The organism is Chloroflexota bacterium (assembly GCA_038040195.1).
In the GTDB taxonomy this organism is placed as follows: Bacteria; Chloroflexota; Limnocylindria; order QHBO01; family QHBO01; genus DASTEQ01.
Genome location: JBBPIR010000009.1, coordinates 18,409 through 36,693 on the forward strand (window position 1 = coordinate 18,409; position 18,285 = coordinate 36,693).

An 18,285-nucleotide genomic window follows, 5' to 3' on the forward strand; every position below is an offset into this window, starting at 1 on the left:
AACGAGGGGCGGCACCTCACCCGCGAGTATGCGCCGGCGGGCAAGCCGAAGTCGCTCCGACCTGGCGGAGCAGCACGGCGCTGAGCAGGCCCTTGACCACGTCGCTCTGCGCACCCGGGTCGCCTAGAGGCACGACCTGTTCGAGCAGATCGACATCGACCAGCCGCGAGGAGCTGGCGGTGGCCGTCTGATGGGCGCCAACCCGTGAGCCGTCGTTGATCGCCCGGTAAGCGGGTTCCGCCATCCTCGGCCGAGACGATGGCGCCATCAACCGCAGCACCGGCGGCTGACGGCCTGCTCGCGTCGCTCGATCCCGAGCAGCGGGCGGCGGCCGAGCTGCCGGATGGGCCGGCCCAGGTCATCGCCCCGGCCGGCAGCGGCAAGACGACGACCCTCATCGCCCGCCTCGGCGTGCTCCTGGCGCGCGGCGTGGCACCCGATCGGATCGGCGTGGTCACCTTCAACCGCGACGCCGCCGCCGAGCTCTCGGCCCGCATCGCCAGCCGACTCACGCCGCACGTGCCCGGCGCCGCGGCGATCGAGGTCCGGACCCTGCACGCCATGGCGCGGCAGGTACTGCTCGATGCCGGGCGCCCGGTCCGGCTGATCCCCGACCGTCTCCCACTGCTGCGCGCCGCGCGTCGGCGGGCGCTCGCCGGGGTGCGCGTCGGCCCCGGCGACGATCCGCCGCCCGAGCCTCCCGATCCAGCTGTGCTCGACACCGTCGTCTCGGCCTGGAAGGTCGAGGGCCGAACGCCGGGGCCCGAGGCGGCAGCCGCGGTCGACGCCTTCGCGGCGCTGATGTCGATCCGAGGCCAGATCGACTTCGACGACCTGGTGGTGGGGGCGGTGGCGGCGCTCGAGGCAGACCCGCAGCTCCGCGGCCGCTGGCAGGCGCGCTTCAGCCACCTGCTCGTCGACGAGTTCCAGGACGTCGACGCGGCACAGCTGCGCCTCGTCCGGCTCCTCGCGGCACCCGAGGACAACCTCTTTGTCGTTGGCGATGATGATCAGACGATATACACCTGGCGCCTGGCCGATGTCCGGCGCATCCTCGAGTTCCCAAACCGGTATCCGGACGCGCGGCGGGTGATCCTGGAGGTGAACTACCGATGCCCGCCGGCGGTGGTCGCGGCCGCGGACCGGCTGATCGCCAACAACCGCGAGCGGGTCCCGAAACGCCTCCGCGCGGCGGTCAGCGGCCGCCGGACGCCAGCCGCAGTCCCGATCACCACCTGGGCCCTGCGCGGCCCGGACGGCATCGATGACCTGGCACGTATTCTCCCCGCTTGGGCGGCCGACGCCGGGCGCCTGGCGGTGTTGGCCCGGACCCGGGCCGAGCTGGGGCCGCTCATCCTGGCCCTCCTGCGGAGCGGGATCCCGCACGCCACGAACGTGCCGTCGCCGCTCCAGGCCGAGCCGCTGGACGCGCTGCTCGGTGACCTGGCGTCGGGCGATCCGTCCGCACCACCCCTCCCCGCCCTGCTCCGGGCGCGAGCCGTGCGCAGCTGGCGCCGCGCGGACATGGCGGACCGGCTGGGCGAGGAGGACCACGCCGCGCTGGATGCGCTCATCGGGTGGGCGGTGGGGCACCGCCGCAGCGACGCCTTCCTGGCGGCTTTCGCCGAGGCCCGCGCCCGGCTCGCGGCACTCCGCGATCCGGGTGCCGCGATTGAGCTGGCCACCGTCCACGGCGCCAAGGGACGCGAATGGCCCACCGTCGTCGTGCTCGGGATGGAGATCGAGCGGTTCCCGAATCGGCGGGCCGTGGCGGGGGCGTCCGACCCTGTGCGGGCGTTGGAGGAGGAGCGCCGCCTGGCCTACGTTGCCGTCACGCGCTGCCGCCGGAACCTGGTCCTGGCGTGCGATCCCGACCGAGTGTCACCCTTCGTGGCCGAGATGATGGGCCTGCCGGAGCGGGCTCGGGCCGCCACCTACAGACCAACCTCCGGCGCCACGGTCACGAGGTAGCGGACCATGTTCGCGACGTGGTCGTCGAAGTCGAGGCCGATCTCATCGGCTCCAGCCAAGAGCATCTCGCGCGGTACGGCGCGCGCGAAGGCCTTGTCCTTCATCCGCTTGCGGACATTGACCGGCTCGACATCGGCCAGCTGCTTCGACGGCCGCATGAGTGCGACCGCCACCAGGAAACCGGCCAGCTCATCGCAGGCGTACACGAAGTGGTCCAGGCGGCTCTCGCGAGGGATCCCGAGGGCATCGTTGTGCGACCGCACCGCGTGGACGACGTCCTCCGGATATCCGAGCCGCGCGAGCTCGTCCGCCCCGATCGCCCCGTGGGTGGCGGGATCGGGGAAGCGCTCGTAGTCCAGGTCGTGGAGCAGCCCGGCGATCCCCCACCACTCCACGGTTGCCGGGTCCCCACCCTCATCGGTGGCGTAGCCGCGCACGCCGGCCTCCACCAGCAGCCCGTGCTTGCGCAGCGACGGGTTGGCGTTCCACTCGTGGAGCAGCGCCAGTGCCTCGTCGCGGGATGGCACGGGCGTCAAGCCGAGACGGCTGCTGCCCGCCGGGTGGGTCGGGTCCGGCGAGCGGGGCGCAGCCGCTCCGGTAGCCCCAGGACCCGGCGCAGGTACAGACCGGTGTAGGACGCGGGGTCCTCGGCGACCGCCTCGGGGGTTCCGGACGCGATCAATGCTCCGCCCGCATCGCCCCCTTCCGGGCCGAGGTCAACCACCCAGTCGGCGGACTTGATGACGTCCAGGTTGTGCTCGATCACGATGACCGTGTTCCCCGCGTCGGCCAGCCGGCTGAGCACCTTCAGGAGACGGGCGACGTCGTCGAAGTGGAGGCCGGTGGTGGGCTCGTCGAGGATGTAGACCGTGCGCCCGGTTGCGCGGCGCGACAGCTCGGTAGCCAGCTTGACCCGTTGCGCCTCGCCGCCGGACAGGGTGGTTGCCGGCTGGCCGAGGTGGACGTAGCCCATGCCCACGTCCTGGAGGGTCTGCAGCCGGTTGCGGATGGCAGGGATGGGCCCGAAGAAGTCGAGCGCCTCGTCGACCGTCATCTCGAGGATCTCGGCCACGTTGCGGCCCTTGTAGTGGATCTCGAGCGTCTCGCGGTTGTAGCGCTGGCCCTTGCACACTTCACAGGCCACGTACACGTCCGGCAGGAAGTGCATCTCGATCTGCACGATCCCCGCTCCCTCGCATGCCTCGCAGCGGCCGCCCTTGACGTTGAAGCTGAACCGGCCCGGCTTGTAGCCGCGCAGGCGTGATTCGGGGACGGCGGCCAGGAGCTCACGCAGGGGCGCCCAGAGGCCGGTGTACGTGGCGGGGTTCGAGCGCGGGGTGCGCCCGATGGGGCTCTGGTCGATCTCGATCACTTTGTCGACCCGGTCCACGCCGTCGAGCCCCGCATGCCGGCCTGCACGTTCCCGGGCGCCGTGCAGCCGCTGGGCCAGGGCCGGGTACAGGATCTGGGTCACCAGGCTCGACTTGCCCGACCCGCTGACCCCGGTCACCGCCACCATCCGGCCCAGGGGAAAGCCGACGTCGATCGACCGCAGGTTGTTCTCGGCCGCTCCCCGCACGGTCAGCCACTCTCCGCTCCCCGTCCGGCGGCGGCGCGGCACCGGGATCGAGCGGTCACCGCGCAGGTAGTCGGCAGTGATCGAGCGCTCGTTGCGGAGTAGCTCGTCCAGCGGCCCGGAGTGGATGAGACGCCCCCCGTGCTCTCCCGCCCGGGGCCCGATGTCCACCACCCAGTCCGCGGCCCGGATCGTCTCCTCGTCATGCTCGACCACGATCAGGGTGTTGCCCAGGTCGCGCAGCCGGCTCAGGGTGGCGATGAGCCGCGCGTTGTCGCGCTGGTGGAGGCCGATCGACGGCTCGTCGAGGATGTACAGCACGCCCATCAGGCTGGAGCCGATCTGGGTCGCCAGCCGGATGCGCTGGGCCTCCCCCCCACTCAGGGTGCCCGACGCCCGGTCCAGGGTCAGGTAGTCGAGCCCGACGTCGACCAGGAACCCCAGGCGGGATCGGACCTCCTTGAGCACCTGGCGGGCGATCGTGTTCTCGCGATTGGTCAGGCGCCCGGGGAGGGATCGGTGCCATTCGAGCGCCTCGGTGATCGACAGTCGGGTCGTCTCGATGATGTTGCGACCGCCCACCGTGACCGCCACCGACTCCGGTCGAAGCCGCATCCCGCCACAGGTGGGACAGGGGCGGCTGGCCATGTAGCGCTCGATCTCGGTCCGGGTGGCCTCCGAGCCCGTCTCTCGGTATCGGCGTGCGAGGTTGGGAAGGACGCCTTCGAAGGTGGTGGTGAACTCGTGGCTGGCGCCCGACCGGGACCGGTAGGTGACGACCACCCGCTCCCCGCGATTGCCACGCAGCAGGATCTCGCGCGCCTCCTCGCTCAGCTCGCCCACGGGCTGCTCGGGCGAGAAGTCGTAAGCCACGGCGACCGCGTCGAGGATCTTGCTGAACCACGAGTCGGTGACCGCCATCCGCCGCCACGGGACGATGGCCCCCTCCCGGATGGAGCGGGTCAGATCCGGCAGGACCAGGTCCGGATCGATCTCGAGCCGGCTGCCGAGGCCGGTGCACTCGGGGCAGGCGCCGTGCGGCGAGTTGAACGAGAAGTTGCGGGGAGCGGGCTCCTCGAACGATCCGCCGTGCTCGGGGCAGGCGTAGCGCTCCGAGTACAAGCGGTCCGTCCCCGCCGCGTCCTTCTCGGGCACGTTCACGAGCACGGTTCCCTCTGCCAGGCGAAGGGCCGTCTCGATCGAGTCGGCCAGCCGCGCGGCGTCCGGACGCTCGCCGTCCGGGTCGTCACGACGCCCGTGGCGGATCACCAGGCGGTCGACGACGACCTCGATGGTGTGGCGGAAGGTCTTGGCCAGCGAGATCTCCTCGTCGAGGTCGCGGACCTCGCCGTCGACCCGGACCCGGGCAAAGCCCGCCTGGCGGGCCCCGGCCAGGACCTTCTCGTGCTCGCCCTTCCGGTCCCGGACGACCGGCGCCAGGACCAGGACCCGCGTCGCTTCGGGCAGCCCGTACAGCTGGTCCACGATCTGCTCGACCGTCTGTCGCTCGATCTCCCGGCCGCACACCGGGCAATGCATCCGACCGATCCGGGCAAACAGCAGGCGCAGGTAGTCGTAGATCTCGGTGACGGTGCCGACCGTCGAGCGGGGGTTCCGGCTGGCGCCCTTCTGGTCGATGCTGATCGCCGGCGACAGCCCGTCGATCTGGTCGACGTCGGGCTTCTCCATCTGCCCCAGGAACTGCCGCGCGTAGGCCGACAATGACTCGACGTAGCGCCGCTGGCCCTCTGCGTAGATGGTGTCGAACGCCAGGCTCGACTTTCCCGATCCCGACAGGCCGGTGATCACGATCAGCCGGTCCCTCGGCATCTCCACGTCGATGTTGCGCAGGTTGTGCTCGCGCGCGCCGCGCACGACGATCCGATCCGAGGGCATCGGGCCTGATGATATCAGACCGATATGAACACCTGTTCGGTTTACTCCCCGGCGCGGTGCTGCTGAACGAGCGACCGGTACCACTCTCCGCTTTCCTTGAGGCTTCGCTGCTGGGTCGCGTAGTCAACCCGGACGAGGCCGAATCGCTGCCCGAACCCCTTCTCCCATTCGAAGTTGTCGAACAGGGACCAAGCGAAATACCCGCTCAGCGGGACGCCCTCGGCCAGCGCTCGCGCGGCCGCTTCGAGATGGGCGGCGAGATACTCGCGGCGCTCGAAGTCCGGCACCGCCACGCCTTCGCCGGGCTCGGGATCGGCGAACGCTGCGCCGTTCTCGGTCACCACCATGGACGGAGGTCCGTAGTCGCGATGGAGCCGGATGAGGACCTGTCGCAACCCGTCGGGATGGACCTCCCAGCCCATCGTCGTCTGCCGCCCCGCCGACCCGGTCGTGACACGGATGCCGAACGGCGATCCCGGGTCGGCTTCGACGATCTCGCGGGTGTAGTAGTTCACCCCCAGGAAGTCGAGTCCGGAACCGGGCAGCTCCGGAGGATCGAGGTCCGGCAGGTGTCCGGCCTCGCGGTGGGCCGCCAGCGCGCGCTCGGGATAACCAAGGCCGAAGAGAGGGTCGAGGAACCAGTCCTGGCGGATCGCCCGGTGGAGGAGCGCGGCCTGAACGTCCTCCTCGCTCGTTGTCGCAGGCTCGACAAGATTGAGGTCCAGCGCGACGCCGACCCGCGCGTCCGGGGCTCTTGCCCGGATCCGGGCCGCGGCCACCGCATGGGCGGCCAGCGCCGCCCCGGCCACCCGGAGCGCCAGGCCCCAGTCTCGCTCACCCGGCGCATGCCTTCCTATCGCGTGACCGAAAAAGGCGAAGACCTGTGGCTCGTTGATCGTGATCCACGTTCGGACCCGATCGCCGAACCGATCGGCCAGCAGTCCGACGTAGTCCGCGAAGGCCTCGACGATCGACTGGTGCACCCATCCGCCCCGGTCCTGCAGCGCCTGTGGCAAATCCCAGTGATACGCGGTGAGGAACGGCTCAATGCCGCGCTCCAGCAGGCCGTCGATGAGGCGGTCGTAGAAGTCGATGCCGCGTTCGTTCGTCGCCCCCGTGCCCGCGGGGAGCACCCGCGGCCAGCTCACGCTGAAGCGGTAGGCGCCCACCCCGAGCGCGGCCAGCAGGTCGAGATCCTCCGCCCAACGGTGGTAGTGGTCGCAGGTCAGGTCGCCGGTGTCGCCGTTCTGAATACGACCCGGCTCGTGACTGAAGGTGTCCCAGATGGACGGGCCGCGGCCTTCCGCCGCAACCGCGCCCTCGATCTGATAGGCCGATGACGCGACACCGAACGTGAAGCCCGGAGGGAATCTGTCGGCCAGCGCCGCGACATCGTGGACCGGTGTGCCGGTCACTTCTCCACCCCGACGAAGACCACGCCTCGCATGAATGCCCGTTGGGCGAGAAAGAACACGATCACGGGTAAGGCCATGGCCAGGATCGCCGCCGCCTGGAGCGTGGGCGGGTCCCCGGCGTACAGTGCCGTGAAGCGCCCGAGCCCGACCGACAGGGGCTGGAGGTCGGGCTCGCTCTGGAGATAGACCAGTGGCAGGAAGTAGTCGTTCCACGCCCAGAAGAAGTGGAAAAGCGCGACCGCGACGATGGCCGGGATGGCCTGCGGGATGATGATCGAGCGGAGGATGCGCAGCGGCCCGGCGCCATCGATCATCGCAGCTTCGTCCAACTCACGCGGGATCGTGAGGAAGTACTGGCGGAGGAGGAACACGTTGTAGGCGTTCGAGAAGAAGTGTGGAACGATCAGCGGCAGCCAGGTCCCGACCCAGCCGAGCTGGAGGTAGACCGCATAGCTCGGGATGAGCGTGACCTGGAACGGCAGGACGATGGTTGCGAGCATCACGAGGAACAGCCCGTTGCGGCCGGGGAATCGGAAGCGGCTGAACCCGTAGGCCACGCAGATCGCGGACACCACCGCGCCGAAGGTCGAGAGGCCGGCGATGATGATCGTGTTCAGGAACAGGCGCGGGAACTCGATCCGCTCCCAGGCGCTCGCGAAGTTCTCGAAGGTCAGCTCGACGTGGCGCACCTGCTCGAGCGTTCGCCAGCGGCCGACCCATTCGATCGGTCCCGCCTCCGGGTTCGCCGGGTCGATGAAGATCGCGTCCTCGCGGTGCGGCTCGATGAGCGCCCACTCGCGGATGCCCGCCTCGGTGGGCACCGCGTAGATGGGATACGCCTCGCCTTCGTACTCGAACGTGGCCGGGCGGGCCGGAAAGAGCGGCGCGTTCTGGTCGGCGAGCTGCTCGTGTTCCTTGAAGGCAGTCGCGGTCATGTAGGCCAGCGGCATGAGGAACGCCGAGACGAGCACGATGGCGAACAGCGTGACGCCGGACACCGCCGCGAACCGCCGCGTCTGGCGGCGGAGGGCGGACCCGGTTGCCCGCGGTCGCGTGAGCGCCGACGTCGGCGCCGTCATCGGTCCGCGCCCGAGTAGACCCACGATCCCGCCGTCCGGAACAGTACGAAGGTCAGCGCCAGGACGATCACGAACAGGAGCCAAGCCAGCGCGGAGGCGTAGCCCATGTGGAAGAACGCGAAGCCCTCGCGGAACAGATTCAGGTTGAAGAACAGCGTTTCGCGCGCGGGATCGCCGCGACCGTTGCTGATGACGTACGCCTGGGTGAAGTACTGGAAGGTGGCGATCAGGGCAATGATCAGGTTGTAGAAGAGGACCGGCGAGATGAGCGGGAGCGTCACGTTGCGAAACGTTCCCCACCGGCCGGCACCATCAACCCGAGCCGCGTCGTACAGCTCAGTGGGCACGCTTTGGAGGCCGGCCAGGAAGATCAGCATCATGTTGCCGATCCCCCACAGGCCCATGAGCACCAGGGCGGGGTGGACCCAGGTCGTGCTGTTCAGCCAGTCCGGCCCCTGGATGCCGAACACGGCGAGGCCCTGGTTGAGCCAACCGTTGCCGGCGTTCAGGACACCGATCCAGATGACGGTGCTGGCCACGATCGGGATCTGCATCGGCATGTAGAACAGCGTCCGGAACACGTTGCGCCCGGCCAGGAGCGTGCTGTTCACGAGCAACGCCACGCCGAGGGCGAAGGCCAGCGTGGTCGGGACGACGAGCAGGGCGAAGCGAACGGTCACGCCCAGCGACTGGATCAGGATCGGGTCGTGCAGCATCTGGACGTAGTTGTCGAGACCGATGAAATGGATCTCATCGACCGCCCGCGGATCGAAGTCGGTGAACGACAGGACGAGCGAGGCGAGCATCGGCAGGGCCGAGAACAGGACGAATCCGACGATCCACGGGGAGATGAAGACGAGCCCGGTCAGGGCCTCACGCGTTTCGAGTGACGAGAAGCGACCCGATGGCGGCCGTGCCGCGACGGCGCGGGGGGTGCCCGACTCGGAGATCGCCGTCATCCGCCCTCACCTCAGCTGACTTGGGATGGGAAGGATACGAGGGGCGGCCGAAACCGGCCGCCCCTCGTCGTGTGGGCTAGCTGCCCTCGTCGAACAGCGCCTGCAACGTCTCGACGTGGGCGTCGATCTCGGCCTGCAGGTCGAGCCCCGGGGTCGTCCACAGCAGCGCGCCGAAGTCCTTGTTGGCCGAGTCGGCCTCCTCGAAGTTCGGCATGAATGCCTCGTGGCTCGGGTTGTCCGGGAAACCGAGCATCTGCGACGACACGTTCCAGTCGATCACGAGCGGGGCGAACCGCTCGTCCAGACCGGCGAAGAAGGCATCCCGCTGGCTCGCGATCGCGGGCATGGCGCCCCAGACCTGGACCAGGTCGGCCTGCTGGCTCAGGTAGGCCAGCACTTCAAACGCTTCCTCGGGATGCTCGGTCGTGTCGAGGATGCCGATCGTATCGGCATGAAGCTTCGAGGTGACCGTGCCGTCCGGACCTTCCGGCAGCACCGCGATGTCCCAATCGGTCACCGCAGGGTCACCCTCGGCGGGGTAGATGCAGCAGACGTACCACTGGTGGACGGCGTCCATCGCGATCAGACCGCTCTGGAACGTGTTCCGGTCCTCGCCGCCGCCGATGGCCTCGGCCTCGGCCTTGGTTGGCGCGAAGTGGTCGGTCCAGACTGCGTCGTAGTAGAACTGCAGCCCCTCGCGCCAGTTGTCCGGCCACTGGGCCGTCGTGCCGTCATCGGCCACGACCGAGCCCGACCCGCCGAAGATCGTGGACAGGGCCCGAGTGTCGATCTCGGTGAACTGGGCATCGAGGCCCCACTGCGCAATGCTGTTCGGGTCGAAGGCGGCGCTGGTCGCATCGTTGCCGTTGGCATCAACGGTCAGCAGCATGGCCAGATCTCGGACCGTGTCCCAGGTCCAGTCCTGACCCTCGTACTGCTCCCCCACCTCGTGTGGCGGATATGCCAGGCCCGCCTCGTCGAAGAGTGACTTGTTGTAGTAGATGAACTGCGGGTAGACCGCCATCGGGATGCCGATCTGCTTGCCGTCCACGTTGTAGGCGTCGATCAGCGCCTGGTCGATCGCCGACAGGTCGACGCCGGAGGACTCGATGTAGGGCGCCAGGTCGAGGAGCTGGTCGCCGAACGACTGCAGCGCCCGGATCCCGATCGGCCCGATGATGTCCGGCGGATCGGTCGGCATTCGGGTGTTCAGGGTGTTCTGAGCATCGGTGTTGTCGACGACCGTCAACTCGATCTGGATGTTGTCATGCGACTCGTTGAAGGCGGCGACGACCGCCTCCTCGGTTGGGATCTGCTCTGGGTTCTCGCCGGTGCCCAGGCCGACGTACCACTCGATCTCGACGACTTCGCCGGAGGCGCTTGCGCCGGGCGAACCGGTCGGCGATGCCGAGCTCTGGCACGCGGCCAGGAGCAAGAGAATTGCGGCCAATACGGCCGTGAACTGCATGGGCGTGCGCCCAATCCGATCCATGGGAACTCCTCCACTACTCCGATGACGGTGAACGCGCGGTCGAGGGCCGTCACCTCCCACTCGAGGCCCTCACAACGAGATCGGTCGCCAGGATCACGCGCCGGGAGGCCCGGTCATGAGAGGCGACCATGCGGGTCAGCAGACGGGCCATCTCGCGGCCCATTTCTTCGATTGGCTGTCGGACACTGGAGAGAGGCGGCTGGGCCTGTGATGCGAACGGGGAGTCGTCGAACCCGACCACGGCGACGTCGTCCGGGACACGACGGTCCGCTGCCTGGAGGGCGGTGAGTGCGCCCATAGCCATCAGGTCGGATGCGACAAACACCGCGTCGACATTCGGCTCCCGACCAAGCAGTCGCTCCATCGCCGAGCGGCCGCCTTCCATGGAGAAGTCCGCGATCTCGATGAGCCGCCTGTCCACTGGCAGCCCTGCCGTTCCGAGGGCCTCGTGGTACCCCGCGAGGCGATCCGCGCCTGCCGGCATGTCCTGCGGTCCGGCAATGGTCGCTACCCGACGCCGGCCGTTGGCCAACAGATGCTGGACGGCCGTTCCGGCGCCGCGCTGATTGTCCACGTCTACGTAGGTGATCCCAGCGCTCGGCGGACGGCCAGCGACGACGACCGGAATGCCCCGCGCCGCCAGGTCCTCAGGCAGCGGGTCGGAGCCGTGCAGCGAGATGAGCAGGACGCCGTCCACGTGGCCGGCTGCGAGGTAGCCCTCGGCCCGGACCTCGTCAGCGCGGACCTGCGGCATCAGAAGCACCAGCTGCATGTCCTCGGCGGCCAACCCGTCGCTGATCCCTCGCAGAATGCGCGGAAAGTAGGGGTCGCCGAAGAGCTGTGCAGTCGGTTCCGGGATGACGACCCCGACCGAACCGCTCCGCTTGGTGACAAGACTGCGTGCCGCTCGATTCGGGACGTAACCGAGATCTCGAACGGCGGCCTCCACGACGGTTCGCGTCGTGTCGCTCACCCGCTGGTCCCCGTTCACGACCCGTGAGACCGTGGCGCGGGAAACGTTGGCCACCCGCGCGACGGCCTCGAGCGTGGCCGGATTGCCGCCCCTGTCTGCCATGTGCGTTCGCAATCTCCGGAACTCCTGTGAGAGCGCTCTCACATTCCCATCGGGCAGTGTAATGGCATTGTCAAGAGAGCGCTCCCACGGGAAGTAGCCCTACACCGGCCAGGGACCGGCGCGACCAGGAACCGTCAGGCGGCCAGGCGCTCCTCGGTCACGGGATCGAAGAGGTGCGGCCGATCCCCCTCTTTGGCAACCTGAAAGCCCGGTCGTCAGGACCGGGCCTTTTCGTCGCTCGGAATGAAGCTAGATGCGGGCCGCGGGTGGCTCAAGCCGGTACTCGCCGATCGTCCGCAGCTGGACGATGGTCGACACCAGCGCCAGCCCCAGGGCGGCGAGCCACCACCCGACGTTGGCCGAGATGATGGCGGTCACGACGCCGGTCCCCAGGTCCGTGACCTCGATAGCGCCCAGCAGAACCAGCACACCAGCGATGAACGCGTGCGCCCCACCCAGCGCGCTGATCACCACCAGGGCGACCAGCGGCACGCCGGTTATCACGGCCAGGACGGCCAGAACGGCTCCGACCACGAGGCCGATTCCGAACACCGCCAGTCCGGTCCCCGAGAAGCCGATGAGGGTCATGACGCCCCATCCGAGCCAGTATCCGACCGAGGCGAACGCGATCACCACGGCGAGATACCAGAACAGGTACGCCAGGACGGCGAAGACCAGGCCCGCGATGGCGCCGCCCACCCAGCTGATGGTTGTGGCCAGGAACCCCTGGCCCAGCAGCTCCTCCAGGACGTGGGCGCCGAAGATGAAGCCGGCGAAGAAGCCCCAGATCGGCAGCAGGATCAGAGCCAGCCGATAACCCAGCAGCATCCAGCCGGCGCCGAGCGCGATGGCGGCGATTCCGATGACCACGGCCGGTGCCTCCACCCGGGCACGATACCTTCAGTGCACCAGGCCGTCGGTGTCGCTCACCACGAACGCGCTGCCCTCGAAATGGCCGGTCACGACCACCTGTTCGAGCAGCAGATGCCAGCCATCCGGCTGGGCTCGGGGCGGAAACGGCTCCCCGGTGGGCGCTGCCAGGCGGAGGCCAATGGCTTCCAGGGCTGCCTGCGTGGCACCGGCCGCGGGCTGCTCGGCCAAGAGGAGGCGGAGCGGACAGGTGCGCTCCAGCCAGGATGCATCTGGACGCTGGTCTGGATCGGGATGGCAGTCATCGGCCAGGTTGGCGTACCAGCCCACCAACTGAAGCTCGCTTGAGCCGTAGGCCGCCACGGGATCCGCCGCAGCCAGGACCTCGGACACGTCGATCCGTTCCAGCTCGGCTCGTCGCTCTCCCAGGCTCCCGATGGTCAGGAACAGGACGACCATCCCGATCAGGACGAGCGGGACCGCCAGCCAGGCCAGCCGCTCGGCCCCGGGTGCCGCCGCGGTCACCGGACGCTGATGAGCTCCACCGCCCGGAGGTCGTCGGCGATGGCCAGCCGCAGGGCGCGGCGCACGCCAGCCCCACCCGGCCCGGCCATGAAAAGGGCGGCGGTCAGGGCGTCGCGGGCAGCGTAGATCCCATCGAGCCCCGCTACCGCCTCGTCGTTCGGGCCCGGTGTCCCCAGCTCAGCGGCCAGCGCCCCGTCCTGGGCCGCCAGCCAGGCCAGCTGCTCGGCGGCAGCCGGCTGAACGTCGAGCGCCGCGGCCAGCTCTTCGCGCGCGAGCTCCGCCCAGCCGAGCCAGGTCGCGAACTCGTCCGCGGACGGCGGCAGCTCGTCGAGCGAGAACGACGCGCGTCGCGGCCCGCCATCGGCACCGTCGCCTCCTGCCGCGCGCTCGACCTCGTACCAGTTGCCAACCGGCTCGGCGAGAGGCTCCCCATGCGCCCGGAGCCATCCGACGAACTCGGTCACTCGCCCCGGTACCTCGGCGACGGCGGACGCCGGGTCATCGCCAACCGCCGCGCAGCCCGGAAGCTCGCCGGCGAAGGCCATCGCCCGCCCTGTCTCGTCAATGCCGGTCTCGACGAACACGGCGTGGGGCAGGGTCCCGGCCATGACCCCGAACCGACTAGCGTCGCCGCGGCGGGCGTCGCCGCGTCCCGGCCGGGATGACGCGGGGTCGCGCGGCCAGGCTGAACATCTCGCGGCGCGGGCCGGATCCCGAACCCCATCCATCGCGGCCGGCGTCCGCGGCCGCGGCGTACACGTCGGCCGGGATCTCCCCCGGCGCCGCGGCCAGCTCCTCGCGGAGGCGTCGCAGGGCGACCAGCTCGTCGCGCAGCGCCGCCGCGCGCTCGAACTCGAGGTTGCGCGCCGCTTCCCGCATCTGGGACTCCAGCCGGCTGGCCAGCTCGGCCACCTCCTCGCTTCCCCGACCCTCCAGGTCGAGGGCCTTCCGTTCCTCGGCCACCCGCCGCAAGCCCTCGTGGATGTCCCGGATAGCCTTCGTGATCGTCTCCGGGACGATCCCATGCTCGGCGTTGTACGCGACCTGCTTCGCGCGCCGCCGATCGGTCTCCCCGATCGCCTGCCGCATGGCGGCCGTCTCGCGATCGGCATACATGATCACCCGGCCACCCACGTTGCGCGCCGCCCGGCCGATCACCTGGATGAGCGAGCCGCCGCTGCGCAGGAAGCCCTCCTTGTCGGCGTCCAGGATCGCAACCAGGGTCACTTCCGGCAGATCCAGCCCCTCCCGGAGCAGGTTGATTCCGACCAGGACGTCGTACACCCCCAGCCGCAGGTCGCGCAGGATCTCCACCCGCTCCAGGGTGTCCACCTCGCTGTGCAGCCACTGGACCTTGATACCGAGCTCGGCCAGGTAGTCGGCCAGGTCCTCGGCCATCTTCTTGGTGAGCGTGGTGACGAGGACGCGCTCCCCGCGGGACACCGTGTCGCGGATCTCCGCCAGCAGGTCGTCCACCTGGTGAGCGGTCGGGCGCACCGTGATGGCCGGGTCCACCACCCCGGTCGGCCGGATGAACTGCTCGACCACCCGCTCGGCGCGTTCCGACTCGTACGGTCCCGGCGTCGCGCTCATGGAGACGACCTGGTTCAGGTGCGCCTCCCACTCGTCGAAGGTCAGCGGCCGGTTGTCGAGCGCGGACGCCAGCCGGAAACCGAACTCGACCAGGATCTCCTTCCGCGTGCGGTCGTTCTTGTACATGCCATGCACCTGCGGGATCGTCATGTGGCTCTCGTCGATGACCAGCAGGAAGTCGGTCGGGAAGTAGTCGATCAAGGTCCACGGCCGGCTGCCCGCTTCCCGGCGTGACAGGTGGCGCGAGTAGTTCTCGATCCCCGGGCAGAAGCCCACCTCGCGCAGCATCTCGAGGTCGAAGGTCGTGCGCTGGCGGAGGCGGGCGGCCTCCAGCGCCTGGCCGCGGGCCTCCAGCTCCCGGACCCGGAGCTCCATCTCGGCCTCGATGTCGTCGATGGCGACCAGCAGCTTGTCGCGCGGCGTCACGTAATGCGTGGCCGGGTAGAAGTTCACTTCGGACCGCTCCGCCAGGACCTCGCCGGTCAGTCCATCGACCTCCACGATGCGCTCCACCTCGTCGCCCAGGAAGTCGATCCGGACCACCTCCTCGCCGTGCGGAGGCTGGACCTCCACCACATCGCCCCGGACGCGGAATCGCGAACGGGAGAGGGCGGCATCGTTGCGCTGGTACTGGAGGTCGACCAGGTGGCGCAGGACACCGTCGCGGCGGTAATGGCCACCGACCTTGAGGTTGATGACGGTGGCCCCGTAGTCGATGGGGGCGCCGAGCCCGTAGATGCACGACACCGAGGCCACGATGATCACGTCCCGCCGCTCGAACAGGGCCCGGGTCGCGTTGTGCCGCAGCCGGTCGATCTCGTCGTTGCGGGACGAGTCCTTCTCGATGTACGTGTCGGAACGGGGCAGGTAGGCCTCGGGCTGGAAGTAGTCGTAGTAGCTGACGAAGTACTCGACCGCGTTCTGCGGGAAGAACTCGCGGAACTCCTGGTACAGCTGGGCGGCCAGGGTCTTGTTGTGGGCCATCACCAGCGTCGGGCGCTGGACGGCCTCGATGACTTTGGCCGCGGTGAAGGTCTTCCCCGTCCCGGTGGCTCCCAGCAGGACCTGGTGGCGCATGCCGGCCTGGAGCCCGTCGACCAGCCCGGCGATGGCCTGGGGCTGGTCTCCAGTGGGCTCGAACGGTGCGTTCAGGGTGAACTCGGGCATGAAAAGGAGCGGCCGACCTCCTGGGGGTGACCGATTCTAGCCGACACCATCGGTACCTATCGCAAGGCGATCTAACGGGTCATATCCCGTCCGCTCCGCCCCTCCTAGGCTCACGGGTCTAATGCGTCGCGGTGCGCCTCGTTGCCAGCCTGCGCAGCGGATGAGTCATGCCGTCCGCTGGGCCGACCTGCGCGCCGGCCGGGGACAGGCACTGGTCGAGTTCGCGGCCGTCCTGATGCCCCTGATGCTCATCGTGGTCGGCATCATCCAGTTCGGGCTGCTGTACGGGGCCCACGTCACCCTGACCAATGCTGCCCGTGAGGGTGCCCGGGCCGGCACGATCTACGTCTACGACTACACCGAGAGCGCGTTCTGGAACGATGCCCATCGTTGCGCCGCGGTCCTCACCGCGGCCACCGAATCCTTTGGCCTCCTGGATGACGCCAGTCCCCACTTCAGCGCCACCCTGAGTGGCGGTGCGTGCCCAACTCCGAGCAGCACGACACTGGTCAACGGTGACGTGACGGTCTCCTACTGCGCGTCGGCGACGACCAGCGACCCCTGCCCCGATCCGGGCGACAGCCTGACCAACTGCGTGACCGATACCCGGGAGGGCTGCCTGATCAGGGTCGAGATCAGCTATCACAGCGACGTCGTCGTTCCGCTCATCAGCGCACTGCTGTCCACCGACGGGGGCGGGCGGTTCTTCCAGCGCGCCACAACCACCATGGTGGTGAACTGACCGTGCCCCGAACCGGATCGGCCCATGGTCAGGTCCTGGTCATGGTCGCGCTCACCATGACCCTGCTCCTCGTGTTCGCGGGGCTGGCGATCGACGTCGGGCGCCAGGTCGCGGAGCAGCGACACGTGCAGACCGCCGCCGATGCCGGGGCCCTCGCCGCCTGCCGGGCACTCATTGCCGGCGACTCCGACGCGTCGGCGGCGGCCCAGGCCCGGATCATCGCCGAGGTCAACCTCGAGCAATCGCCGGCGGCCGCCAACTCTGCCATCGCCTCGGATGCGGCCCGCGAGTATGAGAGCGGGCACGCCGGCGACCCGGCATATCTCCAGAGCGGGATCATCGTCAGCGGAACCACGATCCGCGTGGCCATCACGTCCCAGGTCCAGGCCGTTCTTGCCCGCCTGGTGGGTGTCGACACACTCCAGGCGACGGGTCGCGCCCAATGCCGCCTCCTGGGGGGTCCGGCCATCCCCATCGTCGCGCGCCGGTACGAGGGGCCGCCCGGCCCGGGGGGCGGTTTCATGGACGCCGTGGCGACGGAGGCCACGTCCACCTCGGGCGGGGTCGACCCGATCAGCGTGTTCGGCTACGACGGTCGAACGCCGGCCAGCGAGGCCGAGCCCGGCCCTGCGTTCGAGCTGTACGGTCCGGACAGCAAGGCCAACAACGACAGCTCGTTCCGCGGGTTCATCGCACTCGACGTCCGCAACTTCCAGTCGGTCACCTCACGCATCTATTACAACGGCGTGACCGCCGGGATCAACACCAACACCCTCAAGGACATGCAGGGTGAGTACCTGCTCACCGGCTACCCGGGCCCCGCCTTCCCGGCCGTCATCACCCCGGCCGATCCGAACGACCAGATCGCGGTCATGTCCGGCAATGACACCTCGATGGTGGTCGGCAACTTCTCGCAGGTGTTCACCGTCGGCGGCCGGATCCTGCTGGCGGTCTACAACGGGACGGTGATGGAGATCCCCGACTTCTCGGTCACCCCGCCGACTGCCATCGTGCTGCCGTCCACGACCGGCGCGCCGACCAACGGCCCGAAATTCACCGTGTCCCGCCACGACGCGTTCAACAGCACCGTCAGCCTGCACCTCCACGGTGACCACCTGTCCTCCAGCCCGGCGGATGACCTGATCCCGGACGAGCCGCCGACCAACAACCCGCCCACCGCCGGCCATATCAACCAGCCGGCGTGGTCGACCGACAACTTCATCCCGGACAAGAACGGGACGACGGTTGCCATGCAGTCGTTCTCCTCGAACGCGGTGCCGGCCGGCATCTACACCGTGTGGCTGGAGGGCCATGCCGGCGGCCCGTACTTCCAGACCCGGCGCTTCCCGGCCGCGGTTCGGATCGGCGGCGCGGTTCGGGACTTCAGCCTCACCAACTCGACCGTCAGTGCCTCGATCGCGAACATGGGCGGCACGGCCAGCCTGCCCCTCTACGTGTCGACCACCAGTGCCGCCGCCACGCGCTGGGGCGCGACCGGCACTGCGGTCTCATTGACCGTCGACGCCACCTCCCTCTCGGACTGCAGCTATGGCCCGGCCACCATCAACCCCGGCCAGCTGACGATCTCGCCGTCCAGTGTCACGCCGTCATCCGGCGGAAACGGGGCCCTCACCACGCTGAGCATCAACAGCTTCGGCCTCAACCCGGGCTGCTACACGTTCGTCGTGCGTGGCGTGGGCACCAACGGCGCCGGCCAGCCGGTCACCCACCTGCTGCCGATCACGTTCACCGTGGCAACCTCGGCCAGCGGCGGCCGGTACGTCGACATCATCGGCTTCGCCGTCTTCGAGGTCACCAACCTCGACGCCAACGCCATCACCGCCCGGGCCGTGAGCCCGATCGCGGCTGACGCCAACGATCCGGCGCTGCGTCGCGCGCAGCGCGCCCGCCTCGTTCCCTGGTAA

15 protein-coding genes are annotated in these 18,285 nt (G+C 69.3%); 3 read left to right on the forward strand and 12 right to left on the reverse strand.

What is annotated here, in order from left to right:
- Positions 1 to 16: 16 nt before the first annotated feature.
- On the reverse strand, positions 17 to 244 hold the full coding sequence (locus tag AABM41_08835) for a hypothetical protein (GenBank protein ID MEK6192412.1): 228 nt from the start codon (positions 242 to 244) through the stop codon (positions 17 to 19).
- Positions 245 to 258: 14 nt separating this feature from the next.
- Here AABM41_08835 and AABM41_08840 point away from each other — a divergent pair, with 14 nt between their 5' ends.
- Positions 259 to 1,971 (forward strand): ATP-dependent helicase, encoded by a 1,713-nt coding sequence (locus AABM41_08840; protein MEK6192413.1) that lies wholly within the window; start codon positions 259 to 261, stop codon positions 1,969 to 1,971.
- Here AABM41_08840 and AABM41_08845 read toward each other — a convergent pair.
- The 11 genes from AABM41_08845 to uvrB form a co-directional block, all read right to left on the reverse strand.
- Entirely contained in the window at positions 1,935 to 2,498 is a 564-nt protein-coding gene (locus tag AABM41_08845) for an HD domain-containing protein (GenBank protein MEK6192414.1), read from the reverse strand. The two genes, AABM41_08840 and AABM41_08845, sit on opposite strands and share 37 nt — an antisense overlap.
- Before the next feature lie 5 nt (positions 2,499 to 2,503).
- A complete protein-coding gene (uvrA, locus tag AABM41_08850) occupies positions 2,504 to 5,443 on the reverse strand; it encodes an excinuclease ABC subunit UvrA (GenBank protein MEK6192415.1) in 2,940 nt (979 codons plus the stop codon).
- A gap of 41 nt (positions 5,444 to 5,484) precedes the next feature.
- Complete coding sequence (locus tag AABM41_08855; protein ID MEK6192416.1) at positions 5,485 to 6,858, reverse strand: GH1 family beta-glucosidase; 1,374 nt, start codon at positions 6,856 to 6,858, stop codon at positions 5,485 to 5,487.
- Positions 6,855 to 7,937, reverse strand: coding sequence for a carbohydrate ABC transporter permease (locus tag AABM41_08860; protein MEK6192417.1), 1,083 nt, complete (start codon positions 7,935 to 7,937; stop codon positions 6,855 to 6,857). The genes AABM41_08855 and AABM41_08860 overlap by 4 nt, the downstream gene beginning before the upstream one ends.
- Positions 7,934 to 8,896, reverse strand: a complete 963-nt coding sequence (locus tag AABM41_08865) for a sugar ABC transporter permease (protein MEK6192418.1) — start codon at positions 8,894 to 8,896, stop codon at positions 7,934 to 7,936. Before AABM41_08865 ends, AABM41_08860 begins: the two co-directional genes overlap by 4 nt.
- 76 nt (positions 8,897 to 8,972) lie before the next feature.
- On the reverse strand, positions 8,973 to 10,388 hold the full coding sequence (locus AABM41_08870; GenBank protein ID MEK6192419.1) for an extracellular solute-binding protein: 1,416 nt from the start codon (positions 10,386 to 10,388) through the stop codon (positions 8,973 to 8,975).
- 49 nt (positions 10,389 to 10,437) lie between these two features.
- Positions 10,438 to 11,463, reverse strand: coding sequence for a LacI family DNA-binding transcriptional regulator (locus AABM41_08875; protein ID MEK6192420.1), 1,026 nt, complete (start codon positions 11,461 to 11,463; stop codon positions 10,438 to 10,440).
- A gap of 249 nt (positions 11,464 to 11,712) precedes the next feature.
- Positions 11,713 to 12,348: a DUF4203 domain-containing protein gene (locus tag AABM41_08880; GenBank protein MEK6192421.1), complete on the reverse strand. Its 636-nt coding sequence runs from the start codon at positions 12,346 to 12,348 to the stop codon at positions 11,713 to 11,715.
- A gap of 15 nt (positions 12,349 to 12,363) precedes the next feature.
- Positions 12,364 to 12,858, reverse strand: coding sequence for a hypothetical protein (locus tag AABM41_08885; protein ID MEK6192422.1), 495 nt, complete (start codon positions 12,856 to 12,858; stop codon positions 12,364 to 12,366).
- Positions 12,855 to 13,466 carry a hypothetical protein gene (locus AABM41_08890; GenBank protein ID MEK6192423.1) on the reverse strand — a complete coding sequence of 204 codons (612 nt, stop codon included), beginning with the start codon at positions 13,464 to 13,466 and terminating at the stop codon, positions 12,855 to 12,857. Before AABM41_08890 ends, AABM41_08885 begins: the two co-directional genes overlap by 4 nt.
- Before the next feature lie 13 nt (positions 13,467 to 13,479).
- Positions 13,480 to 15,618: an excinuclease ABC subunit UvrB gene (gene uvrB, locus AABM41_08895; protein MEK6192424.1), complete on the reverse strand. Its 2,139-nt coding sequence runs from the start codon at positions 15,616 to 15,618 to the stop codon at positions 13,480 to 13,482.
- 160 nt (positions 15,619 to 15,778) lie between these two features.
- On the opposite strand from uvrB, the gene AABM41_08900 reads away from it, so the two are divergent.
- Together AABM41_08900 and AABM41_08905 are read left to right on the forward strand one after the other, a co-directional pair.
- A complete protein-coding gene (locus AABM41_08900; GenBank protein ID MEK6192425.1) occupies positions 15,779 to 16,360 on the forward strand; it encodes a TadE/TadG family type IV pilus assembly protein in 582 nt (193 codons plus the stop codon).
- Positions 16,361 to 16,362: 2 nt separating this feature from the next.
- Entirely contained in the window at positions 16,363 to 18,285 is a 1,923-nt protein-coding gene (locus AABM41_08905) for a pilus assembly protein TadG-related protein (GenBank protein ID MEK6192426.1), read from the forward strand.